Source organism: Streptomyces sp. NPDC104096, from assembly GCF_055584385.1.
Window position 1 is genome coordinate 363476 of sequence record NZ_JBVJMD010000001.1, and the last position, 13783, is coordinate 377258.

General features: G+C 72.5%; 13 protein-coding genes. 7 read left to right on the forward strand and 6 right to left on the reverse strand.

Annotated features, from left to right (window positions below; translation table 11 throughout):
• Nucleotides 1-128 precede the first annotated feature (128 nt).
• Both ACZ60B_RS01745 and ACZ60B_RS01750 read left to right on the forward strand, forming a co-directional pair.
• A complete protein-coding gene (locus ACZ60B_RS01745; protein WP_469383318.1) occupies nucleotides 129-713 on the forward strand; it encodes a 2'-5' RNA ligase family protein in 585 nt (194 codons plus the stop codon).
• A 242-nt stretch (nucleotides 714-955) separates the two neighbouring features.
• The gene (locus ACZ60B_RS01750) at nucleotides 956-1873 is read left to right on the forward strand and encodes a YihY/virulence factor BrkB family protein (protein ID WP_469383319.1); all 918 of its coding nucleotides are present in this window, start codon (nucleotides 956-958) and stop codon (nucleotides 1871-1873) included.
• Here the strand turns inward: ACZ60B_RS01750 and ACZ60B_RS01755 are convergent.
• Nucleotides 1827-3140 carry a D-alanyl-D-alanine carboxypeptidase family protein gene (locus tag ACZ60B_RS01755; protein ID WP_469383320.1) on the reverse strand — a complete coding sequence of 438 codons (1314 nt, stop codon included), beginning with the start codon at nucleotides 3138-3140 and terminating at the stop codon, nucleotides 1827-1829. The two genes, ACZ60B_RS01750 and ACZ60B_RS01755, sit on opposite strands and share 47 nt — an antisense overlap.
• A 91-nt stretch (nucleotides 3141-3231) precedes the next feature.
• Between ACZ60B_RS01755 and ACZ60B_RS01760 the strand changes: the two genes are divergently transcribed.
• The 4 genes from ACZ60B_RS01760 (at nucleotide 3232) to ACZ60B_RS01775 (ending at nucleotide 7249) form a co-directional block, all read left to right on the forward strand.
• The gene (locus tag ACZ60B_RS01760) at nucleotides 3232-3471 is read left to right on the forward strand and encodes an SCO4848 family membrane protein (protein ID WP_469383321.1); all 240 of its coding nucleotides are present in this window, start codon (nucleotides 3232-3234) and stop codon (nucleotides 3469-3471) included.
• A gap of 22 nt (nucleotides 3472-3493) precedes the next feature.
• Complete coding sequence (locus tag ACZ60B_RS01765; protein WP_469383322.1) at nucleotides 3494-4897, forward strand: metallophosphoesterase; 1404 nt, start codon at nucleotides 3494-3496, stop codon at nucleotides 4895-4897.
• A 284-nt stretch (nucleotides 4898-5181) separates the two neighbouring features.
• Entirely contained in the window at nucleotides 5182-6735 is a 1554-nt protein-coding gene (locus ACZ60B_RS01770; RefSeq protein ID WP_469383323.1) for an ABC transporter substrate-binding protein, read from the forward strand.
• 109 nt (nucleotides 6736-6844) lie between these two features.
• Complete coding sequence (locus ACZ60B_RS01775) at nucleotides 6845-7249, forward strand: ATP-binding protein (RefSeq protein WP_469383324.1); 405 nt, start codon at nucleotides 6845-6847, stop codon at nucleotides 7247-7249.
• Between the two features lie 28 nt (nucleotides 7250-7277).
• Here the strand turns inward: ACZ60B_RS01775 and ACZ60B_RS01780 are convergent, their stop codons facing one another.
• Nucleotides 7278-8774: a sensor histidine kinase gene (locus tag ACZ60B_RS01780; protein WP_469383325.1), complete on the reverse strand. Its 1497-nt coding sequence runs from the start codon at nucleotides 8772-8774 to the stop codon at nucleotides 7278-7280.
• Entirely contained in the window at nucleotides 8771-9463 is a 693-nt protein-coding gene (locus tag ACZ60B_RS01785) for a response regulator transcription factor (RefSeq protein WP_469383326.1), read from the reverse strand. Before ACZ60B_RS01785 ends, ACZ60B_RS01780 begins: the two co-directional genes overlap by 4 nt.
• A gap of 175 nt (nucleotides 9464-9638) precedes the next feature.
• On the opposite strand from ACZ60B_RS01785, the gene ACZ60B_RS01790 reads away from it, so the two are divergent.
• The gene (locus ACZ60B_RS01790; RefSeq protein ID WP_469383549.1) at nucleotides 9639-12077 is read left to right on the forward strand and encodes an MMPL family transporter; all 2439 of its coding nucleotides are present in this window, start codon (nucleotides 9639-9641) and stop codon (nucleotides 12075-12077) included.
• A gap of 27 nt (nucleotides 12078-12104) precedes the next feature.
• On the opposite strand, the gene ACZ60B_RS01795 is transcribed toward ACZ60B_RS01790, so the two are convergent.
• The 3 genes from ACZ60B_RS01795 to ACZ60B_RS01805 are packed head-to-tail and all read right to left on the reverse strand — an operon-like array spanning nucleotide 12105 to nucleotide 13767.
• Nucleotides 12105-12845, reverse strand: a complete 741-nt coding sequence (locus ACZ60B_RS01795) for a TetR/AcrR family transcriptional regulator (protein WP_469383327.1) — start codon at nucleotides 12843-12845, stop codon at nucleotides 12105-12107.
• An 11-nt stretch (nucleotides 12846-12856) separates the two neighbouring features.
• Nucleotides 12857-13363, reverse strand: a complete 507-nt coding sequence (locus tag ACZ60B_RS01800; RefSeq protein ID WP_469383328.1) for a thiol-disulfide oxidoreductase DCC family protein — start codon at nucleotides 13361-13363, stop codon at nucleotides 12857-12859.
• Nucleotides 13360-13767 carry a hypothetical protein gene (locus tag ACZ60B_RS01805; RefSeq protein WP_469383329.1) on the reverse strand — a complete coding sequence of 136 codons (408 nt, stop codon included), beginning with the start codon at nucleotides 13765-13767 and terminating at the stop codon, nucleotides 13360-13362. The genes ACZ60B_RS01800 and ACZ60B_RS01805 overlap by 4 nt, the downstream gene beginning before the upstream one ends.
• Nucleotides 13768-13783: the final 16 nt, after the last annotated feature.

Genomic DNA, 13783 nt, shown 5'->3' on the forward strand with positions numbered 1-13783 from the left:
CACATCACTACGGCTGCGCCTGCCCAGAGCGCGGTCGTGGCCGTACAGTCGAAGCCGGACGGCTGAGAACAAACCCGGCACACCACCGGCACCCGCCGAGCACATCCGACACGACGACAGGAGATGACGTGGGGACCGTAACGATCGGAGTGTCGATCGCGGTCCCGGAGCCTCACGGCAGCGCCCTCCAGGAGCTGCGCGCGGGCTTCGGCGACGCCGCGGCCCACGCCATCCCCACGCACATCACCCTGCTGCCCCCGACCGAGATCGAGGGCGCCCTGGTCCCCGCGGTCGAGGCGTACCTCGTCGAGGTCGCGTGCGCCGGCCGGTCCTTCCCGCTGCGGCTGTCCGGCACGGGCACCTTCCGGCCCCTGTCGCCGGTGGTGTACATGCGGATCGTGGCGGGCGCCGAGTCCTGCGCCTGGCTCCAGCAGCAGATCCGCGCCGCCTCCGGGCCGGTGGCCCGCGAGCTCCAGTTCCCGTACCACCCCCACGTCACGGTCGCGCACGGCATCGACGACGCCGCCATGGACCGCGCCTTCGCCGAGCTCGCCGACTACGAGGCCGACTGGCTGTGCACCGGCTTCGCCCTGTACGAGCAGGGCCCCGACGGGGTGTGGCGCAAACTGCGGGACTTCCCCTTCGGCGGCTCGATGGTGCCGTCGCAGAGCACCCACGCGGACGTGGAACAGGACACCCTCCCGACCCGCTAGAGCCCGCCCGCTCAAGCCCGTTCCGCTCAAGCCCGTCCCGCGACTCCCGCCCGGCGAGCCCGTCCCGCGACTCCCGCCCGACGCTCCCGTCCCTTCCGTCCGGCCGATGGGACGGCCGTCGGCGCGGCGGTGGTCACGATCCCGCGCTCTCGGGGTACGAGGACACCGGTGTTCCTTCACGCGGAACACGGGCACGGGCGCGGGCACGGGCCCGACGACAGCGAAGAGGGCAGGGGCGGACCATGGACTGGCTGAAGAAGCTCCCCGGGATCGGGCCGTCGGTCACGCGCCTGATGGCCACGCACGCGTGGCGCTCGTACGAACGTCTGGACCGGGTGAAGTGGACCAGACTGGCCGCCGCGATGACCTTCATCAGCTTCGTCGCGCTCTTCCCGCTGCTGACGGTGGGTGCCGCGATCGCCGCCGCCACCCTCAGCCCCGCACGGCAGAAGGACATCGAGGACAAGATCGCCGAGCAGGTCCCCGGCATCTCCGACCAGTTGGACCTCGACGCCCTGATCCAGAACGCCGGCACCGTCGGTCTCATCGCCGCCGCCCTGCTGCTGGTCACCGGCATCGGCTGGGTCGGCCAGATGCGCGACTGTCTGCGCGCGGTCTGGGAGCTGCCCGACAGCGAGGAGAACCCCCTCCTGCGCAAGGCCAAGGACGCCGGTGTGCTCGTCGGCCTCGGCGGCGCCCTGATGATCACGTTCGGCACGTCCACCCTCGCCTCGTCCGCGGTCGGGTGGGGCGCCCGGAGCGTCGGGCTCGACGAGCACGGCTGGGGCGACGTCCTGCTGCGGGTCGCCGCGTTCGCCGTCTCCGCGCTCGCCGACTTCCTGCTGCTGCTCTATCTCCTCACCCTGCTGCCGGGCGTCGAACCGCAGCGCCGCCGGCTCCTGGTGGCCGCGCTGCTCGGCGCGGTCGGCTTCGAGCTGCTGAAGCTGCTGCTGAGCGGCTACATGCAGGGGGTGGCCACCAAGAGCATGTACGGGGCGTTCGGTGTGCCCGTCGCCCTGCTGCTGTGGATCAACTTCACCGCGAAGCTGCTGCTGTTCTGCGCCGCCTGGACGGCCACGCCCGGCGCGGCCGCCGAGACCGGCGGCGCCGGGGTCAGCGGCGGCGGCGCATCAGATCCGGCAGCGGCCAACGGCGGTTGACCAGGAACGCGCCGGCCGCGAGGAGCACCAGCAGGCCGCCGCTGATCGCCAGCGCGATCCCCATCCCGCTGGAGCCGCCGCCGGACGCCGAGGCCACCGGCTTCGCGGATCCCGCGATGCCGCCGTCCGCGTCGGATCCGGTGCCGTGGTCCTCCGCGGCGGGGGCGGTGACGCCCGGCTGGGCGGTGGACCGGGCGGCGCCCCTCGGCGCCACCAACTCGCCCACCGGCCGCACCTTGCCCGCCGCCTCGAAGCCCCAGTCCAGGAGCTTCGCGGCCTCCTTGTAGACCTCGTTGTGCTCGTCCTTGCCCGGGTGCATGACGGTGACGAGCAGCACCCGGCCGCCTCGCTCGGCGACAGCGGTGAAGGTGGCGCCCGCGTTGGTGGTGTTGCCGTTCTTGACGCCCGCGATGCCCTGGTAGACCGAGAGGTCGCTGTCGCCGCTGAGCAGTCGGTTGGTGTTCTCGATCTCGAAGGTCTCGCGGACCGTCTTGCCCTTGGCGTTCTTCGACGTCTTGCCGGGGAACTCGGCCCGCACGGTCGAGCAGTACTCGCGGAAGTCCTTCTTCTGGAGCCCCGAGCGCGCGAACAGGGTGAGGTCGTAGGCGGAGGAGACCTGCCCCGCGGCGTCGTAGCCGTCCGGCGTCACCACATGCGTGTCGAGCGCCTGGAGTTCCTCGGCGTGCTCGTTCATCTCCGCGACGGTCCTGTCCACGCCCTGGTTCATCGCCGACAGCACGTGCACCGCGTCGTTCCCGGAGCGCAGGAAGACACCGAGCCACAGGTCGTGGACCGTGTAGGTCTCCTCCTCCTTTATCCCCACCATGCTGGAGCCGGACCCGATGCCCGCCAGGTCGGCGGTGGTGACCTTGTGCTTCTCGCCGCTGGGGAACTTCGGCAGCAGGGTGTCGGCGAACAGCATCTTCAGCGTGCTCGCCGGAGGCAGCCGCCAGTGCGCGTTGGCCGCGGCGAGCACCTGGCCGGACTCGGCGTCGGCGACGATCCAGGAGCGCGCGGTCAGGTCCTTCGGCAGTACCGGGGCGCCGGCGCCCAGATCGACCTGCGCCCCCGCCCGCCCGAGCCGCTCACCGCCCACCCGCGACATGTTCGCCGGGGGAGTGGGCGTCGGGCTCGTGGACGGGCTCGTGGAGGGGCTCGTCGACGGACTCGGGGTCGCGAAGGAGGCGGGCGCGGTCAGCGCGAGGGACAAAAAGGTCGCGGAAGCGACCAGCAGGGATCGCCTGACGGTCGTATGAGGTGCGGGCACGATCGAGAACGTACATGCCACACCCCGTGAACTCCCAGCAGCCACCCCACCCCGGTCACGGAGCCGGACGCCGGGCGGCGATACTGAACGCATGAAGCTCAGCCGCCGGGTCTCCTGGTTCCTGCTCGCCTTCGGGGTGTGGAGTCTGGTCATCTGGGTCACTTTCGTAAAGAACCTGATCAAGGACGTCAGCGGGCTCGCGTTCGACGACGGGCATCCCACCGCGTACTTCTGGGTGCATCTGGCGCTCGCCGTCGCCTCCTTCACATGGGGGACGGTCATCGGGCTCATCGGGTTGCGCGGACTGCGCGCACTGCGCCGCACGTCATAACGGACACAGGGGATACGGCACAGTGGTCATCGTCTTCGGGCTGGTCGCCCTCACGGTCCTGGGCGTGCTGGTGGCGGCCAACCGCTACCTGTGGCAACGGCTGTTCCGCGACACGACCCGTGGCCCCGGACGCGCGCGCCGCGCGGGTGCCCTCGTCATCGCGGGCGGCTGGGCACTGGCGGTCGGCGCCCTCGTCGCCGAGCGCGCCGGCGCCCCGTTCTGGCTCCAGCGGACGCTGGCCTGGCCGGGCTTCCTGTGGCTGGCCCTGTCGATCTACCTGCTGCTCGCGGTGCTGGCCGGCGAGGCCGTACGTCCTCTGCTGCGCCGCTTCCTCGACCGGCGGGCGGACGCCACCGTGGCCGTACCGCGGCGCGAGACCGTACCGGCGACCGTGCCGCAGGCCGATACGCAGCGGGCCGGGCTCCCGGACTCCCCGGCCCCCGCGGGCCCTTCCGCGCCCGCGGACCCCCCGCTCCAGGACTCCGCAGCCCCGTCCGCCTCCCCGGCCCCGGCGACCTCCGCCGACCCCGCGGCCCCCGCCGACCCGGCGGCCCCCGCCGACCCGGCGGGATCCCCCGAGTCGGCCCCTCCGCCCGCCGACCCCTCCCGTCGGCTCTTCGTCTCCCGCGTCGTGGCCGGGGCCGCGGCCGCGGCCGCCGTCGGCACGGTCGGCTACGGCACCTACGGCGTCCTGCGCGGCCCGCGGGTCAAGCGGGTCACCGTCCCGCTGGCCAAACTCCCGCGCGCCGCCCACGGTTACCGGATCGCGGTCGTCAGCGACATCCACCTCGGCCCGGTCCTCGGCCGCGGTTTCGCCCAGAAGGTCGTCGACACGATCAACGCGACCCAGCCCGATCTGATCGCGGTCGTCGGCGACCTGGTCGACGGCAGCGTCAAGGACCTGGGCCCGGCCGCGGCACCGCTCGCGCAGCTGAGGGCGCGGCACGGGTCCTTCTTCGTCACCGGCAACCACGAGTACTTCTCCGGCGCCGCGCAGTGGGTGGCGGAGGTCCGCCGTCTGGGCCTGCACCCCCTGGAGAACGCCCGTACCGAGATGCCGTACTTCGACCTCGCGGGCGTCAACGACCTGCGCGGCGAGAGCGAGGGCCAGGGGCCGGACTTCGCCAAGGCGCTCGACGACCGCGACCCGGCACGCGCGTGCGTGCTCATGGCCCACCAACCGGTCCAGATCCACCAGGCGGTCGAGCACGGCGTCGACCTCCAGCTCTCCGGTCACACCCACGGCGGCCAGCTGTGGCCCGGCAACTTCATCGCGGCGGCGGCCAATCCGACGGTGGCGGGCCTGGAGCGCTACGGCGACACCCAGCTGTACGTCTCCCGGGGAGCGGGCGCCTGGGGGCCGCCGACCCGGGTGGGCGCGCCTTCGGATATCACCGTGATCGAATTGGCGTCGAAGCAAGCCTGATCAGATCAGGTCTGATCGAATCAAGGTGATCGGGTCAAGAGTGATCGGAATTCGTTCCGAAACTCTTTGCCCAGTGGATTCCGGGCCCTCACCAGCGCCTTGTGAGAAGCCTGTGCGACCCGTCGTGAATAACCGCCGACATGTTCTTTCTCCGGTCACCGGAAACTCACCAGAATTCACTTCCCCCACCGGAATCACCTGTGGTTGGGTGACGGCGCCGCCAGGGCCTGCCGGGCAGGCCCCGAGAGGAGCGGCATTGCGCTGGGGCGCCTGGGGAGGGCACCGTGCGATCCGTTCGCGGAAGAATTCTGGCGACGCTGCTCGTGCTGGCGGCGGTCGCGGCAGGCGGCCGGCAGTTGCTGCCGTCGAACAGCGACAAGGACCGGACCATCACGGTCGGCACGACGGACAACGTGACGTCGCTCGACCCGGCCGGCGCCTACGACGCCGGATCCTGGGCGTTGTACAGCAATGTCTTCCAGTCGCTGCTCACCTTCGAGCCGGGCGGCAGCGAACCCGTGCCGGACGCGGCCGAGAGCTGTTCCTTCCCGGACGGCGGCTTACGCACCTATTCGTGCAAGTTACGCAAGGACGTCACATTCACCGACGGTCGCGCGATGACCGCCGAGGACGTGAAGTTCTCCTTCGACCGGATCAAGAAGATCAATTCACCGGTCGGGCCGGCGTCCTTGTTCTCCACCCTCGCCTCGGTGGACGCCCAGGGCTCGACCGTCACCTTCCATCTGTCGGCGTCCGACGCGACTTTCCCGTTCAAGGTGGCCACCGGAGCGGGCTCGATCGTCGACAGCGCGCGCTATCCGGGGGACGCCCTGCGCACCGGCTCCGACGTCGACGGCAGCGGGCCGTACGCCCTGTCGTCGTACACGAAGGGCCGGACGGCGGTCCTGTCGCCCAACGAGCGGTACAAGGGCGCCCTGGGCATCGGGCGGCCCGTCGAACTGCGCTACTACCAGAACGCCGGAGCGCTGGAGAGCGCCTGGAGCGGCCACCGGGTCGAGGTCGCGGGGCGACAGCTGCCGCCCCGGTTCCTGACCGGCCTCTCGGCGAGCGACCCCGACCGGCGGGTCTTCGAGGCGGACGGTTCGGAGACCCGCAACCTCTACCTCGACACCCGCGCGGACTCCCCGCTGCACGACCCCCGCGTCCGGCGCGCCCTGGCCTGGCTGGTCGACCGGGACCGGCTGGCCGCGACCGTGTACGCGAACACCGTCGAGTCGCTGTACTCGCTGATCCCGGCCGGTATCACCGGCCACAGCACCTCGTTCTTCGACGCCTACCCCGGCCCGGACCCGGCCCGGGCGGCGCGGTTGCTGGCCGAGGCCGGGGTGAGCACCCCGGTCCGCCTCGCCTACGGCTACGCCCGCGGCAGCGGTGCCGCCGCCGAGGAGGCCGCGGAGCTCAAGCGCCAGCTGGAGACCGGCGGCCTGTTCCGGGTGACGGTCAAGGGTTACGAGTGGACCGACTTCCAGAAGCGGTGGGCCGCCGGCCGACTCGACGCGTACGCCGTCGGCTGGGTCGCCGACTACCCCGACCCGGACACCTTCGCCGCCCCGCTCGTCGGCACCGGCAGCACCATGAACACCGGCTACCGCAACCGTCACGTCGACGAACTGATCCTCGCCACCCGGCAGACCGCCGACCGCGGCCGGGTCGCCGACGACTTCCGGGCGCTCCAGGCGGACGTCGCCGCGGACGTACCGCTGATCCCGCTGTGGCAGCGCAAGGAGTACGTCGTCAGCACCGAGGACGTCGGCGGCGGTCAGTACCTCTCGGACGGCAACGGCATGTTCCGGCTCTGGCGGCTGACCTGGATCTGACCAGCGCGCCCGGACCGGACCCGGGTACCCCGCTTGGACCGGGGCCGCGGCGGGCAGTCACCCCACGCGGCACTCTGTGGCGAAGCTGTGCGCGGGACGGGGAGCAGACGTGATGAGACGCAACTCCTTCCGGCTGCCCCGGCATCCGGCGTCGGTCGGACTGGCCCGGCGCCGGGTGCGGGACCACCTGTCCGACTGGGGGCACTCGCCCGGCGAACCGGCGCTCGACGACGCGGTGCTGCTGGTGTCCGAGCTGGCCACCAACGTCGTGCGCCACGGGCCGTTGCGGGAGCGGGAGTTCGAGGTGGCGGTGACCGCGCTCGCCGACGGCTCCTGTCTCATCGAGGTGTCCGACGAGGGCCGGGTGCAGCCCCGGCTGCGGGTGGTCGAGGAGTACGCGGAGGCCGGGCGGGGCCTGCACCTCGTGGAGCGGGTCGCCGCGGCCTGGGGGGTGTGGAGCCGGGGACGGCACGGCAAGACGGTCTGGGCGCTGGTCGTGGCCCCCGGCGCCTGAACACCGGACAGAACCCGGGCACACCGCCTCAGCCGGAGCCGGCCCGCACGGCCGTGCCACGGGCCGCGGGCAGCGTCACGGTCACCGCGAGGCCCGCGCCGGGCGCCGTGCGCACCGCGACGTCCCCGCCGTGCGCCCGTACGACGCCCTGCACGATCGCCAGGCCCAGACCGCTGCCCGCACCGCCGCCCGCCCGGAAGAAGCGGTCGAAGACACGCGCCGCGTCCTCCGCCGCCAGCCCGGGCCCCTCGTCCGCCACACACAGCCGTACGACACCGTCGGAGCGTTCCACCCCGAGCCGCACCGGCACGTCCGGCGGTGTGTGGGTGCGGACGTTGGCCACCAGGTTGCCGAGCACCTGGCGCAGCCCCGACTCGTCGGCGCGCACCAGCAGCGCGCCGTCGGCGCCGACCGAGACGGGCCGTCCGGGCTGCTGCGCCCGCAGGTCCTCGGCCGCGTCCCGCACCAGGGCGCTGACGTCGACGTTGCGCAGCCGCAGTTCGGGCTGCTGGTCGAGACGGGCGAGCAGCAGCAGCTCGTCCACCAGATGCCCCATGCGGTCGGCCTCCGCCATCATCCGGTCCCAGGCCCGCTTGCGTTCGGCGGGCTCGCGCAGCATCCCCCGGTCGTAGAGCTGGAGGTAGCCGCGGATCGCGGACAACGGGGTGCGCAGCTCGTGCGAGGCGTCGGCGACGAAACGGCGGAGCTGGGCCGCCGTGCGCTCGCGGGTGCGATAGGCCGACTCCACCTGGTGGAGCATGGCGTTGAGGGCCAGCCGCAGCTGTTCGACCTCGTGCGTCGGCTGGTGCCGGGAGGGTATCCGCCGGGTCAGGTCCCCCTCGGCTATCGCCGACGAGGTCTCCACCATGTCCTCCAGCGGCAGCATCCGGCGGCGCACGCTGAACAGGGTGAGGCAGGCGAGCAGCGCCAGCAGCAGCGTGCCGACGGCGAGGTCCAGCTTGAGCGCCTTGGCGATGCCCTTGTGCAGGACGTCCGTCGAGATGGCCAGCAGGATGTCCGTGCCGTCGGACAGCCGGATCGCGGTGGCCCGGTACGGGGTGCCGTCCACCGTCACGTCCCGGGGTTCGGCGTCGTCGACGAGTGCGCGCGGGTCGCCGACCGCGCGGGCCAGTCCGCGCTGGGTGTCGGTCGGGGCGACCCCGAGGACCGAGACGGCGGTGCCCGTCTCGCCGTCCACGGCGACGAAGACGGTGTCCGGCGCCGGGCGGTCCTCGGTCCGCTCGGAGGTGATGTGCTCACGGATGAGGCCCAGCGCGGCGAACGAGTCGATCTGCCGCAGCGTCAGATGCGAACCGGACAGCGAGTCACGGGTCTTGGTGAGCTGGGAGTCGATCTGGCCGAGCAGGTAGTGCTGCATGCCCATGATGCTGACGGCGGTGGCGGCGATGATGCCCAGGGCGAGCAGCGCCACATTGGCCAGGGTCAGCTTGACGCGCAGCGAGTAGGTGCCCCGGGCACGGCGGGGCCGCGGGAGCGCGGGGTACGGCAGCGCCGGGAGTCTCATGCCAGTCCGTATCCGACACCCCGCCGGGTGGTGATCACCGGCGCTTCTCCCGGGATGTGCAGCTTGCGGCGCAGATAGCTGATGTAGGTCTCGACGACCGTCGACTCCGGCGGGTTGTGCTCGTACTGCCAGACATGGCGCAGGAGTTGCTCCTTGGGCACGATCCGCCCGCCGTTGCGCACCAGGAAGCGCAGCAGCGCGTACTCGGTGGGGGTGAGCTCGACCGTGCGGCCGGCGCGGTGCACCGAGTACGTCGTCTCGTCCAGTTCCAGGTCGCCGTGGCGCAGCGGGGGCCGCTGCGGCAGGACGTCGACGGACCTGGTGCGGCGCAGCACCGCGGTGATCCTGGCGACCACCTCGTCGATGTTGAACGGCTTGGTGATGTAGTCGTCGCCGAAGCCGAGCGCGCCGACGATCTCGGCCGGGGAGTCCCGCGCGGTCAGGAACACCAGCGCCAACTGCGGTTGAATGGAGCGTAGTTCGCGGCCCAGGGCGCGGCCGTCGCCGTCCGGCAGCATGACGTCGAGCAGCGCGACGTCGGGCCGGGTGCGGTCGGCGAGGGCGAGCGCCTCGCGGACCGTGCCCGCGGTCATCACCTCGAAGCGGTGGTAGCGCAGCGCGATGGCGAGGACGTCCGCGATGCTCGGCTCGTCCTCCACGACCAGCACGGTGCCGGGGGCGGTCGACATGCCCCCAGTATCGGTGCGCGGGCCCGGCGCCGGGCGGGTTGCCGCTTTGGAGTTCCTTGAGAGTCGTGCGTGGGCCGTGTCCCCGCGCGCCCGGCGCCGCCGATGCTGTTGCCCTGGCCCGGGGGGACCGGTCGACCGGCCGGTCATCGAACAAGGAGATGTGAACGTGGCGGCATTGGCACGGTGGTGCTACCGGCACCGGCTCGTGGTCCTGTTGCTGTGGGTGGGGGCGCTGTTCGGTCTGGGCTTCTCGGCCTCGACGGCGGGCACGGACTACGCGAACGTCTTCGCCCTGCCGGACACGGACTCCACGAAGGCCTACGACCTGATGGAGAAGGCCTTCCCCGAGCGCGCGGGCGACACCGACACGGTGGTGTGGAAGGTCGACGACGGCAACCGGGGCACGGTCCGGGACCAGGACGTACGGGAGCGGATCGAGCCCGCGCTGGCGGAGATCGCGAAGATGGACGGTGTCGGGGAGGTCGTCGACCCCTACACCCCGCGCGGCGCGGCGCAGATCAGCGGCGACGGACGCATCGCCTACGCCCAGATCACCTTCACCGAGCGGGCCAACGCCGTCCCGAAGGAGCTCGTCCAGGACGTCGTCGACACCGCGCGGAAGGTGGGCGTCCAGGCCGGGGGACTCCAGGTCGAGCTGGGCGGCCAGGCTATCCAGCGCGCGCAGGAACCACCCACGGGCCTGGCCGAGATGGTCGGCCTCGCGGCCGCGGCGGTCGTGCTGTTCCTCGCCTTCGGCTCGCTCGCCGCGATGTCCCTGCCGATCGGCGTGGCGATCTTCGGCGTCGGCACGGGCCTGTTCTCGACCCAGCTGCTCAGCCACGTCACCGCCATCCCCGACCTGGCCCCGCTGCTCTCCTCGCTGATCGGCCTCGGCGTCGGCATCGACTACGCGCTGTTCATCGTCACCCGGCACCGGCGCGGCCTGCTGCGCGGCGTCGACCCGGAGGAGGCGGCGGTCACCGCCCTGAACACCTCGGGCCGGGCGGTGCTGTTCGCGGGCGGCACGGTGTGCATCGCGCTGGCCGGGATGCTGGTGACGAACCTGCGCTTCCTGGACGGCGTGGTCATCGGCACCTCCCTCACCGTGGTGCTGAGCGTGCTCGCGGCCACCACCCTGCTGCCCGCGCTGCTCGGCCTGCTCGGCCCGCGCGTCCTCAGCCGCGGGCAGCGGCGCCGGCTGGCCGCCGAGGGGCCCGAGCCGGAGCGGGCGAGCGGGATCGCGGCCCGCTGGTCGGCGGGCGTGCAGCGGCGTCCCCGGCTGGTCGCGGTGGTCGCCGTGGCCGTGATGGCCGTACTCGCCGTGCCCGTCCTGTCGCTGCGGCTGGGCGCCACCGACCAGGGCAACGACGACACCACGACCACCACCAGGCAGGCGTACGACCTGCTCGCCGAGGGTTTCGGGCCCGGCTTCAACGGCCCGCTCCAGGTGGTCACGTCCGACGCCGCCACGACCGCGCTCGTCAAGGGGATCGAGGCGACCGACGGGGTGGCCCGGGTCGCCGCGCTGCCGCCCGCGCGGGGTGTCACCGTCATCCAGGTCGTGCCCACCACCTCACCCCAGTCCGAGGAGACCGACGACCTCATCGACACCCTGCGCGACGACGTGATCCCGCGCTCGGGCGTGAGCGCGCACGTCGGCGGGGTCACCGCGGTCTCCAAGGACTTCGCGACCGTCACCGGCGACCGGCTGCCGCTGTTCGTCGTCACCATCATCGGCCTGAGCTTCCTGCTGCTCCTGGTCGCCTTCCGCTCCCTGATGGTGCCGCTGACGGCCGCGGTGATGAACCTGATCGCCGCGGCGGCCTCCTTCGGCGTGCTGGTCGCGATCTTCCAGTGGGGCTGGGGCCTGGGCCTGCTCGGCCTCGGCAAGGAGGGGCCGATCAACGCCTTCCTGCCGGTCATCATGCTCTCGCTGCTCTTCGGCCTGTCGATGGACTACCAGGTGTTCCTGGTCAGCCGGATGCACGAGGAGTGGGTGCACACCCGTGACAACGCCCGCGCGGTCCGGGTGGGCCTGGCGGAGACCAGCCGGGTCATCAACAGCGCGGCCCTGATCATGGTCTGTGTGTTCCTGGCGTTCGTCCTGAGCGGCGACGCGGGCGCGGCGGTGGCGGGCGTCGGACTGGCGGCCGCGGTGGCGCTGGACGCGTTCGTCCTGCGTACGGCGCTGGTGCCGGCCGCGATGCATCTGCTGGGCGACTCCAACTGGTGGCTGCCGGCCTGGCTGGACAAGCGGCTGCCGCATCTCGCGGTGGAGCCGGGGGAGGAGCCGGCGGCACCGGCAGGACCGGCCCGGCCGGACGCCGGGGACGACGGCCCGGCCACGGTGGTCCACGGCTTCGTCCGCACCGCCGACGGCGACCCGGTCGAGGGCGCGGAGGTGACCCTGGTGTCCCGGGGCGGCCGGACCCTGGACCGGGTGTCCTCGCTGGCCGACGGCTCGTACATCCTCTCCGTCCCGTCCCCCGGCAGCTATCTGCTGGCGACGGCGGCCGCCGCGTACGGCTCGCGGGCCCGGCAGGTGGCGGTCGCGGACGGGCCGCTGGTGTACGACGTGGAGCTCACCGAGGACAGGATGGACCCGGTGAACTGACCGGCCGTCGCCCCGGGCCCGCGGGCGTCAGGGGGCGGGCTTGCGCGCCGCTGGATCGGGGAGCGCCTTCGTCATCCCCGGCAGGAAGTCCGTGAACAGCTCGTGCACTTCCAGCACCAGCGGCCGCAGCACCCGGAAGCGGGCCAGCGCGACGCCGCGTCCGGTGAGACGGGCGCCGCGCTCGGCGAGCCGGTAGCTGCGCTCGCGCCCGTCCGTCCGGTCGAAGATCCAGTACAGGACGAGTCCCATCTGGGAGAGCCACATCAGCTCCGGCAGCACGTCCCGCAGTTCGGGGGCCACCTTGGTCTTCGCGCCCGCGAGCACCTCCCGGTGGACGCCGATGGCCTCCACGCGCGCGTGCTCCGACTCCGGGGAGAAGGGGCTGAGCGGGCTGTCGGGGTCGGCGGCGTTCTTGAAGAACTGCACCGCGAACTCGTGGTACGGCGTGGCGACGTCCAGCCAGGTCCGCAGCACCCCGGCGAGCCGGGCCTCCAGGCTCGTCTCCCGGTCCAGGATCTCCCGGACCGCCTCCCGGTGCTCGGCGGCGAGGCGGTCGTAGAAGCCCTGGATCAGGTGCTCCTTGCCGGAGAAGTAGTAGTACGCGTTGCCGACGGAGACCCCGGCCTCCTGGGCGATGGCCCGCATGGTCGTCTTGTCGTAGCCGCGCTCCTGGAACAGCCGCATCGCCGTCTCCAGGATCAGCGCGCGGGTCTGCTCGGACTTGCTGGGCGTGTCGCCGTCGCCGGGGCTCTCGTTGTTCGCAGGCACGGTAGGAGAGCCTAACGAGTGCGACAGGTGCCGTCGTCGCAGCCGGGGGAGCCGGGACCGCCGTACGTCCACCCGTGGGCGGGATCGTAGGACCAGCCGTCGGTGCGCGGGTAGGCCCGGCCGCCCCACTGGCTGCCGCGCCACCTGGCGGCGGCGAGGACGGCGCCCTTGGCGAGCCTCGCCCCGGCCGGGGTGCTCAGCCGGTGGGCGAGCGGCCGGTGTTCGCGCAGCGCCCACAGGGTGACGACCCAGGCGGACGCGCCCCGGTAGACCTGGCCGCCGTCGCCGACGACGGTCACGTCGTCCAGTGTGGCGTGGTGGTCGAGGCCGGGGAAGCGCCGCCGGGCCTCGGCCGAGGCGGCCGGGACGAACTCCAGCGGCACCAACTGGCGCTGGCGCACCAGCCAGTCGCGTACGAAGGAGCACAGCGAGCACTGCGCGTCGTACAGCACGGTGAGCCGGCGGACCGGGACGCGCGGGGCGTCCCGGTCCGCGGCGACGGCCGTCACGCCGCTCACGCCCCGGCGGTGGGGGCGACCCAGCCCTGCGGGGCGACCGGCGGCACCTGCTCCCGCTCCAGCACCCCGCGCCGCCGGATCCGGCTGAGCACGTACACGTTGCCCAGGTGCATCACCCCGAGCACCAGCAGCACCACACCCAGCTTGGTCGACAGGGCCTCGAAGACCCCGCGGGTGTCGGCGATGGTGTCGTCGCCGCTCAGGTACAGCGCGACGAAGCCGAGGTTGACCAGGTAGAAGCCGACCACCAGCAGGTGGTTGACGGCGTCCGCGAGCTTCTCGTTCCCGTGCAGCACGTCCGCCAGGAAGACCCGCCCGTTGCGGCTGAGCGTGCGCGCCACCCAGATCGTCAGCGCGATGCTGACCACCAGATAGATGACGTACGCCACGACTGTGAGATCCATGTCCGTCCCCACCCCT